The organism is Pantoea sp. SOD02, from assembly GCF_024707505.1.
In the GTDB taxonomy this organism is placed as follows: domain Bacteria; phylum Pseudomonadota; class Gammaproteobacteria; order Enterobacterales; family Enterobacteriaceae; genus Pantoea; species Pantoea symbiotica.
The window spans coordinates 1,491,979-1,513,109 of record NZ_CP102604.1; the positions used below are offsets into that span (position 1 = coordinate 1,491,979).

Genomic DNA, 21,131 nt, shown 5'->3' on the forward strand with positions numbered 1-21,131 from the left:
CCCCGTCACATGATGGGGTCTCGTATTTTCTGGAGATTTGGTTTCACATGCAGGACTCCCTGACTCTACAACCGATTGCTCGCGTTGACGGCACGGTAAATTTACCGGGTTCAAAAAGCGTCTCGAACCGCGCTCTCTTGCTGGCCGCGCTGGCAAAAGGCACCACTCGCCTGACTAATTTGCTCGATAGCGATGACGTTAAGCACATGCTGAACGCCCTGAAAGCGCTGGGTGTCAGCTACACGCTCTCTGACGATCGCACCGTATGCGAAGTAGTAGGTAACGCGGGACCTTTGCGCGCTGAAAAGTCACTTGAGCTGTTTCTGGGTAACGCAGGCACTGCGATGCGTCCATTGGCCGCTGCGCTGTGTTTGGGCCAGCAGTCAATTGTCCTGACTGGCGAGCCACGCATGAAAGAGCGTCCGATTGGTCACCTGGTTGATGCACTGCGTCAGGGCGGAGCAAAGATCGACTATCTTGAGCAGACCGATTACCCACCAGTACGCCTCAATGGCGGTTTTGTTGGAGGCGAAGTCAGCGTTGATGGCAGCGTTTCCAGCCAGTTCCTGACGGCGTTGTTGATGACCGCGCCGCTGGCGCAGCAAGACACCATCATCACCATTAAAGGCGATCTGGTTTCTAAGCCTTATATTGACATTACCTTGCACCTGATGCGCTGCTTTGGTGTGGACGTTGATAACCAGAACTATCAGCGTTTTGTGGTCAAAGGGCAGCAACAGTATCAGTCTCCGGGCGATTACCTGGTGGAAGGTGATGCGTCTTCTGCTTCTTATTTCCTCGCTGCGGCTGCCATTAAAGGTGGTACCGTGCGTGTAACCGGTATCGGCCGTAACAGCGTGCAGGGCGATATTCGTTTTGCTGATGTGCTAGAAAAGATGGGCGCAGTGATTGAGTGGGGCGATGATTACATCTCCTGTACGCGTGGATCGTTGACGGCAATCGATATGGATATGAACCATATTCCCGATGCGGCAATGACCATTGCAACCACAGCACTGTTCGCACAAGGCACCACGCTGATGCGCAACATCTATAACTGGCGTGTAAAAGAGACCGATCGTTTGGCTGCGATGGCGACTGAGTTGCGTAAAGTCGGTGCTGAAGTGGAAGAAGGACACGACTTTATTCGTGTGACACCGCCGGCTCAGTTGCAACATGCGGATATCGGTACCTATAACGATCACCGCATGGCGATGTGCTTCGCGCTGGTGGCTCTGTCTGATACGCCGGTAACCATCCTTGATCCAGGCTGTACCGCGAAAACCTTCCCAAGCTATTTCCAGCAGTTGGCGAAAATCAGTCATACTTCCTGATCGTCTAACCCGGCGCACTACGCCGGGTTTCTTTGCTCTCCTTTGGCCTTATCAGGCGGAAATTGTTCTGAATCTGTCTATATTTCTAGCGATGTCTACGCTAAAGGGTAACTAACCTGATGCAGGCAGCGTATAATGCCGCGCAATCCAGGCGGCCTGGAAGGGCTGACAATAAGCACGCAGCAACAGGAGAGAACAATGACGGCAATCGCCCCGGTTATTACCATCGATGGGCCAAGTGGCGCAGGTAAAGGGACTTTATGTAAAGCGATGGCGGAGTCGTTGCAGTGGCACTTACTGGATTCTGGCGCTATTTATCGCGTTTTAGCATTGGCTGCACTTCACCATCAGGTGGATATTGAGTCTGAAGAAGCATTGGTTCCGATTGCCGCGCATCTTGATGTGCGTTTTCTGTCGGTTGACGGTGAAATGCAGGTGGTGCTTGAAGGTGAAGACGTTACCGGTGAAATCCGCACGCAAGAAGTGAGCAACACCGCATCGCGCGTCGCCGCTTTCCCGCGGGTGCGTGAGGCGTTGCTTCGTCGCCAACGTGCATTCCGCGAAGAGCCCGGTTTAATCGCTGATGGACGAGATATGGGAACCGTGGTTTTCCCAGATGCACCAGTGAAAATTTTCCTTGACGCCAGCTCGGAAGAGCGTGCGCATCGCCGTATGCTACAGTTGCAGGAGAAGGGCTTTAATGTTAACTTTGATCGCCTTTTATCCGAGATAAAGGAACGCGACGACCGCGATCGTAATCGTGCCATCGCACCTTTAGTGCCTGCCACAGATGCTCTGGTACTGGATTCAACCAGTATGTCGATTGAGCAAGTGATTGAAAAGGCACTTGATTATGCTAAGCAAAAGCTCGGCATTTAATCTTTCGGCAACCGAATTGCTGTAACCCTGTACCAAGGACCCGGTGCAGGGCATGTGAAACAACCCCATCCGACAATGAAGTCAGGTGGACGTTAAATTGAAGAATCCTAAGATTATCAATATGACTGAATCTTTTGCTCAACTCTTTGAAGAGTCCCTGAAAGAAATCGAAACCCGTCCGGGTTCCATCGTTCGTGGCGTTGTTGTCTCTATCGACAAAGACGTAGTTCTGGTTGATGCGGGTCTGAAATCTGAATCTGCAATTCCTGCAGAGCAGTTCAAGAACGCAGCCGGCGAACTGGAAATCCAGGTAGGCGACGAAGTTGACGTTGCGCTGGACGCAGTAGAAGACGGCTTCGGTGAAACCCTGCTGTCCCGTGAGAAAGCTAAACGTCACGAAGCTTGGATCACGCTGGAAAAAGCTTACGAAGACGCTGAAACTGTTACCGGTGTTATCAACGGCAAAGTTAAAGGTGGCTTCACAGTTGAGCTGAACGGTATTCGTGCGTTCCTGCCAGGTTCACTGGTAGACGTTCGTCCGGTTCGCGATACTCTGCACCTGGAAGGCAAAGAGCTTGAATTCAAAGTAATCAAGCTTGATCAGAAACGTAACAACGTCGTGGTTTCACGTCGTGCAGTTATCGAATCTGAGAACAGCGCTGAGCGCGATCAGCTGCTGGAAAACCTGCAGGAAGGCATGGAAGTTAAAGGTATCGTTAAGAACCTCACTGACTACGGTGCATTCGTGGATCTGGGTGGCGTTGACGGCCTGCTGCACATTACCGATATGGCTTGGAAACGCGTTAAGCATCCGAGCGAAATCGTCAACGTGGGCGACGAAATCACTGTTAAAGTGCTGAAGTTCGACCGCGAGCGTACCCGTGTATCTCTGGGCCTGAAACAGCTGGGCGAAGATCCTTGGGTGGCTATCGCTAAGCGCTATCCAGAAGGCACCCGCCTGACTGGTCGTGTAACCAACCTGACTGATTACGGCTGCTTCGTAGAAATCGAAGAAGGCGTTGAAGGTCTGGTACACGTTTCTGAAATGGACTGGACCAACAAAAACATCCATCCGTCTAAAGTTGTAAACGTAGGCGACGTGGTTGAAGTAATGGTTCTGGACATCGATGAAGAGCGTCGTCGTATCTCCCTGGGTCTGAAGCAGTGCAAATCTAACCCATGGCAGTTGTTCGCTGAGACCCACAACAAAGGCGATCGCGTTGAAGGTAAAATCAAGTCAATCACTGACTTCGGTATCTTCATCGGCCTGGACGGTGGCATCGACGGTCTGGTTCACCTGTCTGACATCTCCTGGAACGCGACTGGCGAAGAAGCCGTTCGTGAGTACAAAAAAGGCGACGAAATCGCTGCCGTTGTACTGCAGGTTGATGCAGAGCGTGAGCGCATCTCTCTGGGCGTGAAGCAGTTGGCTGAAGATCCATTCAACAACTACATCACCCTGAACAAGAAAGGCGCTATCGTGACTGGTAAAGTCACTGCAGTTGACGCTAAAGGTGCTACAGTAGAATTAGCTGACGGCGTAGAGGGTTACCTGCGCGCTTCTGAAGCTTCTCTGGACCGCATCGAAGACGCAACTCTGGTTCTGAGTGTTGGCGACGACGTTGAAGCTAAATTCACCGGCGTTGACCGTAAGAACCGCGTTGTGAGCCTGTCTGTTCGTGCTAAAGACCAGGCTGATGAGAAAGAAGCTATCAACACTGTTAACACCAAACAGGATGAAGGCAGCAACTTCTCTAGCGCGATGGCTGAAGCGTTCAAAGCGGCTAAAGGCGAGTAATCGACCTAAGGCACCGGACGATGAAAATCGTCCGGTTTCGGTAAAAGCTGTCATACCTTTCCCAATAAGGATTAACCGGAGGTTACATGACCAAGTCAGAACTGATTGAAAGACTTGCTGGCCAGCATACTCATATTCCGGCGAAAGTCGTTGAGGATGCGGTCAAAGAGATGCTTGAGCACATGGCCACTACGTTGGCCCAGGGCGAGCGCATTGAAATCCGGGGATTCGGCAGCTTTTCTTTGCATTACCGTGCACCGCGTACGGGTCGTAACCCGAAAACGGGTGACAAAGTGGATCTGGAAGGTAAATACGTTCCTCACTTTAAGCCGGGCAAAGAATTGCGTGACCGTGCGAACATCTACGGCTAAGCCGTTACCGAACGATAAAAACGACACTTTAGGGTGTCGTTTTTTTTGCTTGCAGTATGCAGAATTGCGAGCTGCTTTCCAAAATGAAGTCCCACCAATGTAATCTCTGCAAAATTCTCTGAATCCATCGCGACACACACTCTTTTCACTGAAGCAAATCCCCCATCTTCACTGCAAACTCTTCCCCCAATGAGGGAGATTACTAATGCATATGAACTGGATTGTTCTGGCGAGATTGATGATTGCCTCGGCGTTGCCGTTGGGCATATTGCCGCACATACCCGCCGCCAGCGTAATACTCATCATGGTTGGATTCGCGGTGTTACTCGGGTTGATGCCAATCACGTTTCTGCGGATATTAGGGATTGCTCTGTTAATGTTGGCCTGGACATTGAATGAAGCTCGGCAGATGGTTAATAGCATTGAGGAACTGGCTGCCGCGTCTATTGAAGCCACGGTGCGTATCACTGAAGTGCGTGAACAGAAGCAGCAGCTGACAGCGCAAATCCTGCGTGTCGGTCAGCGTTATCAATTTCCTCCTCTATTTGTCACGCTCAATAATGCTTCTACAGACCAACCATTTTGTGCCGGTCAGCGCTGGCAGATGAAATTGCGGCTGCGTGCCGTGCACGGCAGACTGAACGAAGGGGAGTTCGATCTGCAACGCTTTGCTTTGTCGAATCACACTCCGCTGCAAGGTCGCATCATCAGTCAGCAGGCGGAATCGCTAACCTGCAACTGGCGCACGCGTTTTATTGATTATCATTTACCTAAATTTGATACGCTCCAGCAACCCGCAATCATGCAGGCTTTAGCGTTTGGTATACGTACCAACATGACCGAAGAGCAGCGACAGTTGCTGCGGGAAACAGGCACCGCCCACTTGATGGCCATCTCAGGCATGCACATTGCGTTAGCTGCCAGCGTTGGATGGCTATTATCACGTGCAATCCAGGTGACTTTACCTGCTCATTTGATTGGCTATTTGTTTCCGCTGCTGATTAGCATCATAACCGCAGCCATTTACACATGGGTTTCTGGCAGCCATGCACCGGCCCAGCGCGCGATTATCGCGCTCATGCTTTGGACAGGTATTCGTAGCGTTGGTTGGCAACTCAGTGGCTGGCAAGTCTGGACGTTGTGTATTGGCGCATTGCTGGCCCTTGATCCTTTAACCGTTCTGTCAGAAAGCATTTGGTTGTCAGCGCTGGCGGTCGCGATGCTGATTGTCTGGTATCAATGGTTTCCATTGCCGCATCGCTTGCGCGCAAAGCGTCGATGGCTGCTACTGCAATTGCTGCATCTGCAGCTTGGCATGATGATCCTCATGGCTCCGCTACAAATCTTCTTGTTTCAGGGAATAAGCCTGAGTGCTTTATTGGCAAATCTGATCGCGGTGCCGGTTGTGTCATTTGTCACGGTGCCACTGATATTGCTGGCAATGCTCTTGCCTGTGCCGCCGATTTCAGCGGGACTGTGGTATCTGGCGGATCTTTCAATAAACAAAATATTGCTCGTGCTGCAGTGGTTACCCGCGGGCTGGTGGGCATGGAGCGATACCTTACCCGCGATCGTGCTGCTGTGGGTGGGATTACTTCTTTGGCGTAGCAAGCTGATATATCGCAGCCTTATGCCGTGTTTTAGCCTGGTACTCGCGATCATCCTTTGGCGCAGCACTACTCAGCGTGATGATTGGCAAATCGACATGATTGATGTGGGGCACGGCCTGGCTATTGCCATTACGCAAGGCAATGAAGTGGTGTTATATGATGTTGGACCGGGCTGGAAGCAAGATGATGCCGGTTCACGCGTCATCCTGCCATGGCTGCAGTATCACGGCAGAAGCCTTCATTCTCTGATACTAAGCCACAAGCATCTGGATCACCGTGGTGGGCTACACTCATTGCTCAAAGTAAATCCAGCGGTAGCAATTCGAAGTGCCTTAGCGGAAAAGGGACATCTGCCATGCTTCCGTGGCCAGCAGTGGCAATGGGGCAAATTGCAATTTACCGCCTTGTGGCCGCCAAAGAGTCAGACCCAGGGACAAAATAACGATTCGTGTGTGGTGCGAGTCGATGACGGGCAATTTAGCGTATTGCTCACCGGTGATATTGAGTTAGAAGCCGAGAGAAAAATTGTCGCGCTGGAAAAAGATGCGCTCAACGCGACGATTTTGCAGGTGCCGCATCATGGCAGTCGCACTTCGTCAGGCGCGTTACTGTTACGTAATGTTGCTGGTAAGGCGGCATTCGCTTCGGTGGCGCGTTATAACGCCTGGCGTATGCCTGCACCAGCCGTGGTGCAGCGCTATCGTCAGCAAGGGTATATGTGGCACGACACGGCACAATCGGGGCAGATTCATGTGGGTATCAGACAAGGTCATTGGCAAATTAAGGGCTTAAGAGAGCAAATAAAGCCTCGCTGGTACCATCAGTGGTTTGGCGTCAAACGCGATTCCAGGTAGAATGAGCGGCTATTTCAAACAGCGTGAATAAATAATGCATCAAGATAAAGATCTCTCAACGTGGCAGACATTCCGTCGACTCTGGCCGATGATTGCGCCCCACAAGGCTGGCCTGTATGTGTCAGCGGTGGCGCTGATACTCAATGCGGCAGGCGATACCCTGATGCTCTCTCTGTTGAAACCTTTACTGGATGATGGTTTCGGTAAAGCTGACAGATCCGTAATGTTGTGGATGCCGTTAGTGGTAATCGGCCTGATGCTGGTGCGTGGCGTGACCAGCTATATCTCCAGTTACTGCATCTCATGGGTTTCCGGCAACGTGGTCATGAACATGCGTCGCCGTCTGTTCGGGCATATGATGGGCATGCCGGTAACCTTCTTTGACCAGCAATCAACGGGTACGCTGCTATCGCGCATCACCTACGATTCTGAGCAAGTTGCCTCTTCTTCTTCAAGCGCATTGGTTACCGTGGTGCGTGAAGGGGCCTCGATCATTGGCCTGTTCATTATGATGTTCTATTACAGCTGGCAGCTCTCTTTAATTCTCATTGTGCTGGCACCGATCGTCTCCTTTGCTATTCGTACCGTTTCCAAGCGTTTCCGCAGCATTAGTAAGAACATGCAGAACACTATGGGACAGGTCACCACCAGCGCCGAGCAGATGCTGAAAGGGCATAAAGAAGTGCTGATTTTTGGTGGTCAGGAAGTTGAGGCAAACCGTTTTTCTCAGGTCAGCAATAAAATGCGTCAGCAAGGCATGAAACTGGTGTCGGCGTCTTCAATTTCTGATCCTGTGATTCAGTTGATTGCCTCACTGGCACTGGCATTTGTGCTTTATGCCGCCAGCTTCCCAAGCGTGATGGAGACATTAACAGCCGGTACTATCACCGTGGTCTTCTCATCGATGATCGCCCTGATGCGTCCGCTGAAGTCACTGACCAACGTGAATGCGCAGTTCCAGCGCGGTATGGCGGCATGTCAGACGCTGTTCTCGATTCTCGACAGTGAGCAGGAAGTGGATAACGGCAAGCGTGAGATGGATCGCGCTAAAGGTGATGTTGAATTCCGTAACGTGACCTTTACCTATCCAGGCCGTGAAATCCCTGCGCTGCGCGATATCAATCTGTCGCTGCCTGCCGGTAAAACGGTTGCACTGGTCGGTCGTTCCGGCTCAGGTAAATCCACCATGGCCAGTTTGTTGACGCGCTTCTACGACATCGACAGCGGTGAAATCTTGCTGGATGGTCATGATTTACGTGAATACACCCTGCGCTCACTGCGTAACCAGGTCGCGCTGGTTTCTCAGAACGTACACCTTTTCAACGACACCATTGCTAACAACATTGCTTATGCCCGCAATGGTCAATACACGCGCGAGCAAATCGAGCAGGCTGCGACTATGGCGCATGCGATGGACTTTATCCAGAAGATGGATAAAGGCCTCGATACCGTTATTGGTGAGAATGGGGTGCTGCTCTCCGGTGGTCAGCGTCAACGTATTGCAATTGCGCGTGCGTTATTGCGTGACTGCCCGATTTTGATTCTCGATGAAGCCACATCAGCGCTGGATACCGAATCTGAGCGTGCGATTCAGGCCGCACTTGATGAGCTGCAAAAAAACCGTACTTCACTGGTGATTGCGCACCGTCTGTCGACCATTGAAAAAGCTGATGAGATCGTCGTGGTTGAAGATGGTCGCATTGTCGAACGCGGTACCCACAGCGTGCTGCTGGAACAGAAGGGCGCCTATGCGCAGCTTCACAAGCTGCAGTTCGGTCAATGATTGAACGCATCTGGAGCGGGCGCTCGCCGTTATGGCTACTACTATGGCCGCTGAGTCTGCTTTATGGGGCGATCACCTCGCTGATTCGCCTCAGCTTCCAGCGCGGATGGCGAAAAAGCTGGCGCGCGTCTTGCCCGGTGATTGTGGTGGGGAACCTCACTGCAGGCGGGAATGGTAAAACGCCCGTAGTGATTTGGTTGGTGCAGGCGCTGCAACAACGCGGTTTACGTGCTGGCGTGGTGTCGCGGGGTTACGGCGGAAAAGCTGAACGATATCCGCTGCTGGTTACCGCTGAAACGCCCACGGCGCAGGCTGGCGATGAACCTGTTTTAATCGCTCAGCGTACGCAGGTGCCAGTCGCGGTTGCACCGCAGCGGCGTCTGGCGGTAGAAGGTCTGCTCGCTGCGCACGATCTGGATGTGATCATTACCGATGATGGCCTGCAGCATTACGCGCTGCAGCGCGATCGTGAAATCGTGGTGGTGGATGGTATGCGTCGTTTTGGCAATGGGTGGTGGTTACCGGCTGGGCCGATGCGTGAACGTGCCTCGCGACTTAAGACGGTGAATGCGGTGATCGTGAATGGTGGTGATGCGCAGGCGGGCGAAATTGCGATGACATTGCAGCCCGGTCTGGCGGTAAACCTAATCAGCGGCGCAACCGTAGCCTTAGCGCAGTTGCCGGAAATTGTCGCGATGGCCGGTATTGGTCATCCGCCGCGCTTCTTCAACACGCTCAAACAGCAAGGTATTCAGCCGGTGGCAGAAATTGCCTTCGCCGATCACCACGCTTACAGCGAAGACGAATTGCAACGTCTGACTCAGGCAGAACAGTGCTTGCTGATGACGGAAAAAGATGCGGTGAAATGCCGTGGCTTTGCTCGCCCAAACTGGTGGTATCTGCCGGTAGATGCGCATCTGCAGGGCACGACGGTGGCAACCTTGTTAGACGATATCACTCATCTCTGCAGCAACGCGCGCGACGCCCGTTCGCGCTAACCTCCGAAAAGGGAACTGAGTCATGAACCGCGTCGCTTCCCTCTCGTTACAAACTGCTCGTCACCTTCATCTGGCTGCTCAGGGACTGTTACGTCCTCTGGGCCGCCGAGCGCGCTTTAGCGATATTCACGCCACTGTGCGTCAAATGTCTTTGCTGCAAATCGATACCATCAATGTGGTGGCTCGCAGTCCTTATCTGGTGCTGTTTAGCCGCCTTGGCGCATACCAGGCCAATTGGCTGGAACAGGCGCTGACATCTGGCGCGTTATTTGAATATTGGGCGCATGAAGCCTGTTTTATACCTGTCGAAGATTACCCATTGCTGCGCCATCGCATGCTGGAACCGCAGCGACTTGGCTGGAAGTACAACCAACAGTGGGTTGAGGAACATCAACAGGAAATCACTGACCTTCTGCAACACATCTCCGCCAATGGTCCGGTACGTGCTGCCGATTTCAGCAATGATAAACAGACCAAACCAGGCTGGTGGGCGTGGAAGCCGCATAAGCGTCATCTGGAGAATTTGTTCAGTGCCGGTCAGTTGATGGTGGTGGAGCGGCGCAACTTCCAGCGGGTTTACGATCTGCACAGCCGCGTAATGCCGGACTGGATTGATGAACAGCATGCACTGAGTGAAGACGAAGCCGTCATAAAAATGTTGAGTCACAGCGCACGCAGCCTCGGCATTTTCCGTGATAGTTGGCTAGCTGATTACTATCGCCTCAAACGCGCACCACTCAAGTCGTGGCTCATGGATGCCGCCGCACGCGGAGAGATAGTTCGCATTGAGGTCGAGCAGCTGGGTGAAATGTGGCTACACCACGCGTTATTGCCGCTGCTGGAAAAGCCACTCTCGGCTACGCATACCGCGCTGTTGTCACCCTTTGATCCGGTGGTATGGGATCGTCGTCGTGCGCTGGAGCTGTTTAATTTTGATTACCGCATCGAGTGCTACACGCCAGCAGAGAAGCGCAAATATGGTTATTTTGTCCTTCCAGTGCTACATCGCGGCGTATTGAAAGCGCGCATCGACGCCAAAATGGAGCGTCAGGCACAACAATTGGTCATTCGTGCATTCTGGCTGGAAGAAGGCATGCGCGTTAGTAACACTTTCCTTAGTGACGTACAAAAAGCCATCAATCGCTTTGCTGCGTGGCAAGGTGCCAATGAAGTGATTATCGAAAATGCGCCGGCAGAACTGCTGGCTGCCTGGTCAAATCGCTGGTCGATTGGTGAATAAAGCCGCCATTTGTCTGGCTTGAGTGCGCCATTCACGCGCACGCTATTATGATATGCTAACCGCCTGAATCGGTCCTGAATGGAGAAGATTATGGATCACCGTTTACTCGAAATCGTTGCCTGCCCGGTATGCAACGGAAAACTCTACTTCAACAAAGAGCAGCAAGAGCTGATCTGTAAACCGGATGGCCTGGCTTACCCTGTACGTGACGGCATTCCAGTGCTGCTGGAAGTGGAAGCGCGTACGCTGTCTGTTGAAGAGATCCATCCATGAGTTTTGTTGCCATTATTCCCGCGCGTTACGCTTCAACGCGTCTGCCCGGCAAACCGCTGGTGGATATTCAGGGTAAACCGATGGTGCTGCACGTCATGGAACGCGCGCGTGAATCGGGTGCCGATCGCGTGATTGTCGCCACCGATCATCCGGATGTGGCGGCGGCGGTAACCGCAGCGGGCGGCGAAGTGTGCATGACGCGGGTCGATCATCAGTCTGGCACCGAGCGTTTGGCAGAAGTGGTCGAGAAGTATCAGTTTGCCGACGACACCATCATCGTTAACGTGCAGGGCGACGAGCCGATGATCCCGGCGGAGATTGTACGTCAGGTGGCAGTTAATCTGGCGCAATCTGAAGCCGGAATGGCGACGCTAGCGGTGCCGATCACCGATGCAGAAGAAGCCTTTAACCCGAACGCGGTGAAAGTGGTGATGGACGCCAAAGGTTATGCGCTTTACTTCTCACGCGCCACCATTCCCTGGGATCGCGAGCGTTATGCTCAATCGCGCGAGCAGATTGGCGACACGCTGCTGCGCCACATTGGTATCTACGCTTATCGCGCCGGTTTTATCCGTCGCTATATCGCGTGGGAACCTTGCCCGCTGGAGCACATTGAGCTGCTCGAACAGCTGCGCGTGCTGTGGTACGGTGAAAAGATTCACGTCGCGGTGGCAAAAGCTATCCCAAGTGTTGGGGTGGATACGCCGGAAGACCTTGAGCGGGTTCGTCTCGCTATGCAGGGTTAATCTCCGACCGGCCAGCGGCTCTCGCTGGCCTTAAAGTTTGATCTGGCGCTAAGCTTTGCGCCGCCATCACCTCCAGCATATTCCAGCCCTTTGACTTCGGAGGATATTGCATGGAACAGCTCCGTTCAGAACTCGCATTGGTGCTCGGTGAATGCATCAGCCGTCTCGAAACCATTAGCGAGAATACGCACACGCGGTTGTATGCGCTATACGATAACGCCGGTAAACCGATGCCGCTGGTGGTAAAGTATTTTCGTCATCAGGGACGTGCTGCGCTGGAAGCCAAAAAGCTGACCATGCTCGGCCATGATGGCTTAATTGCCGTGCCCGCAGTGTTTGGTCTGGTGCTCAGCCAGCAAAAGCCGGTACATGAAATGTTGCTGATGGCGCGCTTTAACGGCGTCTCGGCGGAAGCTCCGGCACGCAGCGCAGCACGCTGGGAACAGCTGTGCGAGCAGATCGTCGAAGGCGTATTGGCGTGGCATCGCATCGACAGCCATGGCTTAGTCGGCAGCGTGGACAGCGTGCAGGAGAATAGCTGGCCCGCATGGTATCGCCAGCGGGTGGATGTATTGTGGTCAACGCTGGGTTATCTGTCACCGCCGTTTTTCACACTGGAAGACCGTCAAATTCTGTTTCGCAGCCGTCAGCTATTACCGCGTCTTTTCAACGGCTTTGACGATCCCTGCGTGCTGATGCATGGCAATTTGCGCTTAGCCAGCATGCTGAAAGATGCGCACAGCGATCAGCTGATTGCGATGATGCAGCCGGGCAACATTCTCTGGGCACCACGCGAATATGATCTGATGCGCCTGGCGGATAGCGGCGCAGAAGCGTCATTGCTGCAACACTATCTGCAGCGTGCGCCCGTGGCGGAAGGTTTCCTCTGGCGACGCTGGTTGTATCAACTGTGGGATTGCGTCGACACGCTGGTCAGCAGCGGACAGTTTGACCGCCCGCGCTTCGATCATGCTCGTGCGCAATTACTCCCTTGGCTGGGTTGAGGTGAGATCGTCACCGCGCAGCTTCTGCCAGATCTGTCCTAGCGTTTCATAGATCGCTCGCTCACTGTGACCGAGCCACAGCGGTGACGGAATCGCGCGTTCCCACCAGTTGAGCGGCGATGTCACCGCCAGCTGGTTCGCCGGTGCAGCCAGAGGATTCATGCCAGCACTTTGGAAGAATTGCATCGCACGTGGCAGATGGTTAGCGGAGGTCACCAGTAAAAACGGATGTTCCCCAATCGTCTGTTTCACCGCGCGTGCTTCACCAATCGTATCCCGTGGTTGATCCAACTGAATAATCGCTTCTGATGGCACACCCAGACTTTCTGCCACTTCAGCCGCCACGCTGGCGCTGCTGCGTGGGTTTTCGCCGGCTGCTGCGCCTGTAAAGATCATTTTCGCTTGCGGATAGCGCCGCCACTGACGCACGCCTTCAGCCACGCGCGGCAAGCTATTACTGATTAAATTTGAACTCGGCGCCCAATTCGGATTGAAGGTATAGCCGCCGCCAAGCACAACGATATAATCGACCGGCTCGTTACCGTTCCAGGTGGGATAATGATTTTCCAGCGGTGACAGCAGGCGATCGGCAACCGGCTGCAGGCTTAACACCAGCAGTAGCAGCCAACTGCAAGAGATAAGGATTTTGCCGCTTTTTTGCCAGCGGCTGAACCAGAGCAGCAAAAGTCCTGCCGCCATCAGCAATAACAGCAGCGGCAAGGGGAGCAACATCCCGCCAATGACTTTTTTAAATGCGAAAAACATCGAATATGGCCTCTTTTGTCCAAAAAAACAGCTGCCAGACGGTTACTGCGGCATGAAAGGTTCATTCTTGTTGAGCCTGTGACAAAATAGCACAAGTTGAATGCAGCAAAGCGGAGCCATCATCATGCAGGATCGTAACTTTGACGATCTGGCGGACAAATTCTCACAGAACATTTATGGCACGCGCAAAGGGCAAGTGCGCCAGGCGATTGTCTGGGACGAGCTGGAAGCCCTGTTACCGACACTGCCTGCCGGATCTTTGAAGGTGCTGGATGCCGGCGGCGGCGTGGGACAAGTCTCAAGCGGCTTGGCGGCACGCGGTCATCAGGTAGTGCTGTGCGATCTCTCTGCTGAGATGCTGAAGCTGGCGGAAGCCCATGCGCTCGCCGCAGGTGTGAGCCACAACATGCAATTCAAACAAATTAGCGCCCAGCAGGTGGGCGAACATTTGGATACGCAGGTTGATCTGGTATTGTTTCACGCGGTGTTGGAATGGGTCGCGCATCCGGAAGAGGTGCTGCAAGCGCTGTGGCACACGCTCAAGCCCGGCGGCGTGCTGTCGTTGATGTTTTATAACGCGCACGGCTTAACCTTCCGCACCCTGACGCTCGGCAATTTCGGCTATATGCGCGCCAATATGAGCAAACGCAAAAAGCGAACGCTGTCGCCCGATTTCCCGCGCGATCCCGATGATGTGACGCGCTGGCTGACAAACTGCGGATTTGAAATTGAACGGCGTGCGGGCATTCGCGTCTTCTGTGATTACATGAAGCCGCAACCCGGCGCAGGGAAGAGCGTTGAGGAAATCATTGAGATGGAACGGCGTTTCTGTCGCCAGGAGCCCTTTTTAAGTTTAGGGCGCTATATCCACGTGACCGCGCGCAAACCCAGCTAGAAGGATCAACTATGAGCGAATTTTCCCAGACGGTCCCCGAATTGGTGGCATGGGCGCGCAAGAACGATTTTTCGCTTGCGCTGCCGGTAGAACGTCTGGCCTTTTTGCTGGCCATCGCCACCTTAAACGGTGAGCGCATGGACGGCGAGATGAGTGAAGGCGAGCTGATTGACGCGTTTCGTCACGTTAGCAAAGCATTCGAACAAACCCACGAAACCGTGCAGGTCCGTGCCAACAACGCCATCAATGACATGGTGCGTCAGCGCTTGCTTAATCGCTTTACCAGCGAGCTGACGGAAGGCCACGCCATCTATCGTCTGACGCCGCTCGCCATCGGCATTACCGACTATTACATCCGTCAGCGCGAGTTCTCCACGCTGCGCCTGTCGATGCAGTTGTCGATTGTGGCACAAGAGTTAAAACGTGCCGCAGACGCCGCCGAAGAAGACGGTGACGAATTCCACTGGCATCGCAACGTGTTTGCACCACTGAAATATTCGGTGGCGGAAATCTTCGATAGCATCGACATGACGCAACGTCTGATGGATGAGCAGCAGCAAGCGGTGAAAACCGATATTGCCGATCTGCTCAACAAAGACTGGCGCGCAGCGATCTCCAGCTGTGAAATGTTGCTGTCGGAAACCTCCGGTACGCTACGCGAACTGCAGGATACGCTGGAAGCGGCGGGCGATAAGCTGCAGGCCAATTTACTGCGCATTCAGGATGCGACGCTAAGCAGCCCGGATCTGGGCTTTGTCGATAAGTTGGTGTTTGACCTGCAAAACAAGCTCGATCGCATTATCAGCTGGGGCCAGCAGGCTATCGATCTGTGGATCGGCTACGACCGCCACGTACACAAGTTTATTCGTACCGCCATCGACATGGATAAGAACCGCGTGTTTGCGCAGCGTTTACGCCTGTCGGTGCAAAACTATTTCGATCAGCCGTGGGCGCTGACCTACGCCAATGCCGATCGTCTTTACGATATGCGCGATGAAGAGATGACGCTGCGTAATGACGAGGTAATGGGCGAGCTGCCGCCGGAAATGGAATACGAAGAGTTTAATGAGATTCGTGAGCAACTGGCCGCGATGATCGAAGAGGCGCTGCAAATTTATAAGCAGGAGCAGAAGCCGCTCCATCTTGCCACGGTGATGCGCGACTATCTGTCGCAGTATCCGCGCGCGCGCCACTTTGATCTGGCGCGTATCGTCATCGATCAAGCGGTGCGACTCGGCGTGGCCGAAGCTGATTTAGCCGGTCTGCCTGCGCAATGGCAGGCCATTAATGATTACGGAGCCAAGGTGCAGGCACATGTCATCGACAAATATTGAACAAGTGATGCCAGTCAAACTGGCATTGGCTCTGGCAAACCCGATTTTCCCGGCGCTCGATAGCCAGTTACGCGCGGGTCGCCACATTGGCATTGAAGAGCTGGATAATCATGCCTTCCTGATGGATTACCAGGAATTTCTCGAAGAGTTTTACGCGCGCTACAACGTTGAGCTGATCCGCGCGCCGGAAGGCTTCTTCTATCTGCGTCCGCGTTCAACCACCTTGATTCCGCGCTCGGTGCTGTCCGAGCTGGATATGATGGTGGGCAAAATTCTTTGCTATCTCTATCTCAGCCCGGAACGTCTGGCGAATGAGGGGATTTTTACCCAACAAGAGCTGTATGACGAACTGCTGTCGCTGGCCGATGAGAGCAAATTGCTCAAGCTGGTAAATCAGCGTTCCACCGGTTCCGATCTTGACCGCGCCAAGCTGCAGGAAAAAATGCGTGCGTCGCTGAGCCGCCTGCGCCGTCTTGGCATGGTGTGGTTTATGGGCAACGACAGCAGCAAATTCCGCATCACCGAATCGGTGTTCCGCTTTGGCGCCGACGTGCGCAGCGGTGACGATGCGCGTGAAGCGCAGCTGCGCCTGATTCGTGACGGTGAAGCGATGACGCTGGAAAGCGCGCCGGCTGCGGCAGAAAACGATGAAGCAGATAACGATATTGACGCTGAAAGCGACGCGAGTGATAACGCGGAGGATGAACAAGCATGATTGAACGCGGTAAATTTCGTTCGCTAACGCTGATCAATTGGAACGGCTTCTTTGCCCGTACTTTTGATCTTGATGAACTGGTCACCACGCTTTCGGGCGGTAACGGTGCGGGTAAATCCACCACCATGGCCGCCTTCGTTACGGCGATGATCCCTGACTTAACCTTGCTGCACTTCCGTAACACCACCGAAGCCGGTGCAACTTCAGGTTCGCGTGATAAAGGCCTGCACGGCAAGCTGCGCGCTGGCGTCTGTTATTCGGTGCTTGATGTGGTCAACTCACGCCATCAACGCGTGATTGTTGGCGTACGTCTGCAGCAGGTAGCGGGACGCGATAAAAAGGTCGATATCAAGCCATTCAGTATTCACGGCTTGCCGAGCGATTCACAGGCCACCGATATGCTGACCGAAATCCTCAACAACCGTCAGGCGCGCGTATTGCCGCTGACGGAAGTGAAGGAGCGCGTGGAAGCGCAGGAAGGCGTGCAGTTCAAACAGTACAACTCGGTCACCGATTATCATGCGGTGCTGTTCGAGCTCGGCGTGGTGCCGCGTCGTCTGCGTAACGCCAGCGATCGCAGCAAGTTCTATCGTCTGATCGAAGCCTCACTGTACGGCGGTATCTCTAGCGCCATCACCCGCTCGCTGCGCGATTACCTGCTGCCAGAAAACGGCGGCGTGCGTAAAGCCTTCCAGGATATGGAAGCCGCGCTGCGGGAAAACCGCATGACGCTGGAAGCGATTCGCGTTACCCAATCGGATCGCGATCTGTTTAAGCATTTGATTTCGGAAGCTACCAGCTACGTTTCCGCCGACTACATGCGCCACGCCAACGAGCGTCGCATTCACCTCGACGGCGCGCTGCAGCTGCGTAATGAGCTGTTTACCAGCCGCAATCAGCTGATTTCCGAGCAGTATCGCCACATTGAAATGGCGCGTGAGTTGTCCGAGCACAACGGTGCCGAGAGCGATCTGGAAAGCGATTATCAGGGCGCCAGCGACCACCTGAATCTGGTGCAAACCGCCATGCGCCAGCAGGAGAAGATTGAGCGTTACGATGCCGATCTGGAAGAGCTGACTTATCGCCTTGAAGAGCAAAATGAAGTTGTAGCCGAAGCGCGTGAAGTGCAGGAAGAGAATGAAGCACGCGCCGAAGCGGCTGAAGTGGAAGTGGATGAGCTGAAAAGCCAGCTTGCCGACTTCCAGCAAGCGCTCGACGTGCAGCAGACGCGTGCCATTCAGTATCAGCAAGCCTTGCAGGCGCTGGAGAAAGCACGTACGCAGTGTCAACTGCCCGATTTATCTATTGATAACGCCGCTGAAAGGCAGGAAACCTTCCAGGCGCGTGAAGAGGAAGCCACCGAGCGCCTGCTGCGTCTCGAACAGAAGCTGAGCGTCGCCGAAGCGGCGCACAGCCAATTTGAGCAAGCGTTAGCGTTAGTCACCAGCATCGCCGGTGACGTCGGTCGTCAGGATGCGTGGCAAGTGGGGCGTGATTTACTGCGTGACGCCGGCAATCAGCGCCATCATGCCGAACAACTCTCCTCGCTGCGTCTGCGCCTCAATGAATTAGAAACCCGTCTGCGTGAGCAGCATGATGCCGAGCGTCTGCTGGCGGATTTCTGCAAACGTCAGGGCCAGCAATACGATGCGGATGCGCTGGACGGCTTGCAGCGTGAACTTGAAGCGCAGATTGAACAGCTGAATAGTAGCGTCGCCGATGCCGGCGAACGCCGCATGTTGATGCGTCAGGAGCTGGAGCAGCTGCGTGAACGCATCACCGCGTTGACTGCGCGTGCGCCACACTGGCTGGCGGCGCAGGAAATTCTGACGCAGCTGAGCGAGCAAACCGGTCAGGAGCTGACCAGCAGCCAGCAGATCACTGAATTTATGCAGCAACTGCTGGAGCGCGAGCGTGAAACCACGGTTGAACGCGACGAGCTGGCCGCGCGTAAGCGTGAAGTTGAACAGCAGATTGAACGGCTGAGCCAGCCGGGCGGCGCGGAAGATGCGCGCCTGACGCAGCTGGCAGAACGTTTTGGCGGCGTACTGCTGTCGGAAATTTATGATGACGTTACGCTGGATGACGCGCCGTACTTCTCGGCGTTATACGGCCCATCGCGCCACGCCATCGTGGTGCCGGATCTGTCGCTGGTGCGCGACTTGCTCGACGGTTTAGACGAGTGCCCGGAAGATCTCTATTTGATTGAAGGTGATCCGCAAGCCTTTGACGACAGCGTATTTAGCGTCGAAGAGCTGGAAAAAGCGGTGGTAGTGAAAGTGGCTGAGCGTCAGTGGCGCTACTCCCGCTTCCCGAAAGTGCCGCTGTTTGGTCGCGCGGCGCGTGAAAACCAGCTTGAGTTGCTGAACAACGAACGTGAACAGCTGGCTGAGCGTTATGCCACGCTGTCGTTTGATGTGCAGAAAACCCAGCGTCTACATCAATCCTTCAGCCGCTTCATCGGCAGCCATTTAGCAGTGGCGTTTGATAAAGATCCAGAAGCGCAGATTCGTCAGCTTAACAGCCGCCGTGGCGAGCTGGAGCGGGCGCTGGCGCAGCATGAAAACGACAATCAGCAGCAGCGTGCGCAGTTTGAGCAGGCAAAAGAGGGCGTCAGCCAGCTTAACCGCCTGTTGCCGCGCGTTAATCTGCTGCTCGACGACACGCTTGGCGATCGCTGTGAAGAGATCCGCGAGCGCGTGGAAGAAGCGCAGGAAGCCGCGCGCTTCCTGCATCAGCACGGCAACAAACTCAGCAAGCTGGAGCCGCTGATTTCTGTACTGCAAAGCGATCCGCAGCAGCACGATCAGCTGCAACGTGACTATCAGCAGGCACAGCAGCAGCAGCGCGATGCGCGTCAACAGGCCTTTGCCCTGACCGAAGTGGTGCAGCGTCGTGCGCACTTCAGCTATGAAAGTTCGGCTGGCATGTTGGGCGGCAACAGCGATCTCAATGAACAGTTGCGTCAGCGTCTGGAACAGGCGGAAGGTGAGCGCAGCCGCGCACGTGAACGTCTGCGTGGACATCAGGCGCAGTTGACGCAGTATTCACAGGTGCTGGCTTCGCTGAAAAGTTCTTACGATGCCAAACGCGACATGCTGAAAGAGTTGCAGCAAGAGATGCAGGACATCGGCGTGCATGCCGATGCCAGCGCAGAAGAGCGTGCGCGCATTCGTCGTGATGAGCTGTACAGCGCGTTGAGCCACAACCGTGCGCGTCGCAACCAGCTGGAAAAACAGATCACCTTCTGTGAAGCCGAAATGGACAGCCTGCAGAAGAAACTGCGCAAGTTGGAACGCGATTATCATCAGATTCGTGAGCAGGTTGTCAGCGCGAAAGCCGGCTGGTGCACGGTGTTGCGTCTGGTTAAAGAGAACGGCGTTGAGCGTCGTCTGCATCGTCGCGAGCTGGCCTATCTCAGCGGCGATGAGCTGCGTTCGATGTCGGATAAGGCGCTGGGTGCGCTGCGTCTGGCGGTAGCGGATAACGAGCATCTGCGCGATGTGCTGCGCATGTCGGAAGATCCGAAACGTCCGGAACGTAAGATTCAGTTCTTTATCGCGGTGTATCAGCATCTGCGCGAACGTATTCGTCAGGACATCATTCGTACCGACGATCCAGTTGAAGCCATCGAGCAGATGGAAATCGAGCTGAATCGTCTGACCGAAGAGCTGACGGCGCGTGAACAGACGCTGGCAATCAGCTCACGCAGCGCGGCGAACATCATTCGCAAAACCATTCAGCGCGAGCAGAACCGTATTCGTCAGCTGAACCAGGGCTTGCAGGCGGTGAGCTTTGGTCAGGTGCGCAGCGTGCGCCTCAACGTGAACGTGCGTGAAGCGCACTCAACGCTGCTGGATACGCTGTCGGAAGAGCATGAACAGCATCAGGATCTGTTTACCAGCAACCGCTTAACCTTCTCGGAAGCGCTGGCGAAACTCTATCAACGCCTAAATCCGCAGATCGATATGGGCCAGCGTACGCCGCAAACCATTGGTGAAGAGCTGCTCGACTACCGCAACTATCTTGAGATGGAAGTGGAAGTGAATCGTGGCTCTGATGGCTGGTTGCGTGCAGAAAGTGGCGCGCTTTCGACCGGTGAAGCGATCGGTACCGGGATGTCGATTCTGGTGATGGTTGTGCAGAGCTGGGAAGAGGAATCACGTCGTCTGCGCGGCAAAGATATCTCGCCGTGTCGTCTGCTGTTCCTTGATGAAGCGGCACGTCTGGATGCGCGTTCAATTGCCACGCTGTTTGAGCTATGTGAACGTCTGGAGATGCAGCTGATCATCGCGGCACCAGAGAATATCAGCCCGGAAAAAGGCACCACTTACAAACTGGTGCGTAAAATGTTCAATAACACCGAACACGTGCATGTGGTTGGTCTGCGCGGCTTCTCGGCGGATCCTGCACCGAGCAAGGATCAAAGTCCTAAGGTCGGTCTTGAATATGAGAATTCATAGCGCTTAATCTGGTTAAAAAACAGCACTACGTTTAATCTGTATGCGGCATCTGCACTTAGAGGCAGATGC

The 21,131-nt window shown here is 54.2% G+C and carries 16 protein-coding genes; 15 read left to right on the forward strand and 1 reads right to left on the reverse strand.

Going from position 1 to position 21,131, the window contains the following annotated elements:
* Window positions 1–47: 47 nt before the first annotated feature.
* The 11 genes from aroA (at window position 48) to NR302_RS06940 (ending at window position 12,890) form a co-directional block, all read left to right on the forward strand.
* Window positions 48–1,334: a 3-phosphoshikimate 1-carboxyvinyltransferase gene (gene aroA, locus NR302_RS06890; RefSeq protein ID WP_258144860.1), complete on the forward strand. Its 1,287-nt coding sequence runs from the start codon at window positions 48–50 to the stop codon at window positions 1,332–1,334.
* 198 nt (window positions 1,335–1,532) lie between these two features.
* Window positions 1,533–2,213, forward strand: a complete 681-nt coding sequence (cmk, locus tag NR302_RS06895) for a (d)CMP kinase (protein WP_036647904.1) — start codon at window positions 1,533–1,535, stop codon at window positions 2,211–2,213.
* 121 nt (window positions 2,214–2,334) lie between these two features.
* Complete coding sequence (gene rpsA, locus NR302_RS06900) at window positions 2,335–4,011, forward strand: 30S ribosomal protein S1 (RefSeq protein WP_052025984.1); 1,677 nt, start codon at window positions 2,335–2,337, stop codon at window positions 4,009–4,011.
* Window positions 4,012–4,097: 86 nt separating this feature from the next.
* The gene (gene ihfB / locus NR302_RS06905; protein ID WP_003849360.1) at window positions 4,098–4,382 is read left to right on the forward strand and encodes an integration host factor subunit beta; all 285 of its coding nucleotides are present in this window, start codon (window positions 4,098–4,100) and stop codon (window positions 4,380–4,382) included.
* 205 nt (window positions 4,383–4,587) lie between these two features.
* Window positions 4,588–6,846 carry a DNA internalization-related competence protein ComEC/Rec2 gene (locus NR302_RS06910; RefSeq protein ID WP_258144861.1) on the forward strand — a complete coding sequence of 753 codons (2,259 nt, stop codon included), beginning with the start codon at window positions 4,588–4,590 and terminating at the stop codon, window positions 6,844–6,846.
* A 34-nt stretch (window positions 6,847–6,880) separates the two neighbouring features.
* Complete coding sequence (msbA, locus tag NR302_RS06915; protein WP_258144862.1) at window positions 6,881–8,629, forward strand: lipid A ABC transporter ATP-binding protein/permease MsbA; 1,749 nt, start codon at window positions 6,881–6,883, stop codon at window positions 8,627–8,629.
* Entirely contained in the window at window positions 8,626–9,627 is a 1,002-nt protein-coding gene (lpxK, locus tag NR302_RS06920; RefSeq protein WP_258144863.1) for a tetraacyldisaccharide 4'-kinase, read from the forward strand. Before msbA ends, lpxK begins: the two co-directional genes overlap by 4 nt.
* Window positions 9,628–9,649: 22 nt before the next feature.
* Window positions 9,650–10,867, forward strand: a complete 1,218-nt coding sequence (locus NR302_RS06925) for a winged helix-turn-helix domain-containing protein (protein ID WP_258144864.1) — start codon at window positions 9,650–9,652, stop codon at window positions 10,865–10,867.
* 90 nt (window positions 10,868–10,957) lie between these two features.
* Window positions 10,958–11,140: a Trm112 family protein gene (locus NR302_RS06930; protein ID WP_007887424.1), complete on the forward strand. Its 183-nt coding sequence runs from the start codon at window positions 10,958–10,960 to the stop codon at window positions 11,138–11,140.
* Window positions 11,137–11,886, forward strand: a complete 750-nt coding sequence (kdsB, locus tag NR302_RS06935) for a 3-deoxy-manno-octulosonate cytidylyltransferase (RefSeq protein WP_008102384.1) — start codon at window positions 11,137–11,139, stop codon at window positions 11,884–11,886. Before NR302_RS06930 ends, kdsB begins: the two co-directional genes overlap by 4 nt.
* 110 nt (window positions 11,887–11,996) lie before the next feature.
* Window positions 11,997–12,890: a YcbJ family phosphotransferase gene (locus NR302_RS06940; protein WP_008102382.1), complete on the forward strand. Its 894-nt coding sequence runs from the start codon at window positions 11,997–11,999 to the stop codon at window positions 12,888–12,890.
* On the opposite strand, the gene elyC is transcribed toward NR302_RS06940, so the two are convergent.
* Window positions 12,870–13,655, reverse strand: coding sequence for an envelope biogenesis factor ElyC (elyC, locus tag NR302_RS06945; RefSeq protein ID WP_258144865.1), 786 nt, complete (start codon window positions 13,653–13,655; stop codon window positions 12,870–12,872). The genes NR302_RS06940 and elyC overlap by 21 nt on opposite strands.
* Before the next feature lie 124 nt (window positions 13,656–13,779).
* Here elyC and cmoM point away from each other — a divergent pair, with 124 nt between their 5' ends.
* From cmoM to mukB, 4 genes are read left to right on the forward strand one after another with little or no spacing between them, the layout of a single operon-like run.
* Window positions 13,780–14,550 carry a tRNA uridine 5-oxyacetic acid(34) methyltransferase CmoM gene (gene cmoM / locus NR302_RS06950; protein ID WP_258144866.1) on the forward strand — a complete coding sequence of 257 codons (771 nt, stop codon included), beginning with the start codon at window positions 13,780–13,782 and terminating at the stop codon, window positions 14,548–14,550.
* 11 nt (window positions 14,551–14,561) lie between these two features.
* On the forward strand, window positions 14,562–15,884 hold the full coding sequence (mukF, locus tag NR302_RS06955) for a chromosome partition protein MukF (RefSeq protein ID WP_007887410.1): 1,323 nt from the start codon (window positions 14,562–14,564) through the stop codon (window positions 15,882–15,884).
* Window positions 15,865–16,599: a chromosome partition protein MukE gene (mukE, locus tag NR302_RS06960; protein ID WP_154153015.1), complete on the forward strand. Its 735-nt coding sequence runs from the start codon at window positions 15,865–15,867 to the stop codon at window positions 16,597–16,599. Before mukF ends, mukE begins: the two co-directional genes overlap by 20 nt.
* A complete protein-coding gene (gene mukB, locus NR302_RS06965) occupies window positions 16,596–21,062 on the forward strand; it encodes a chromosome partition protein MukB (protein ID WP_258144867.1) in 4,467 nt (1,488 codons plus the stop codon). The genes mukE and mukB overlap by 4 nt, the downstream gene beginning before the upstream one ends.
* Window positions 21,063–21,131 lie beyond the last annotated feature (69 nt).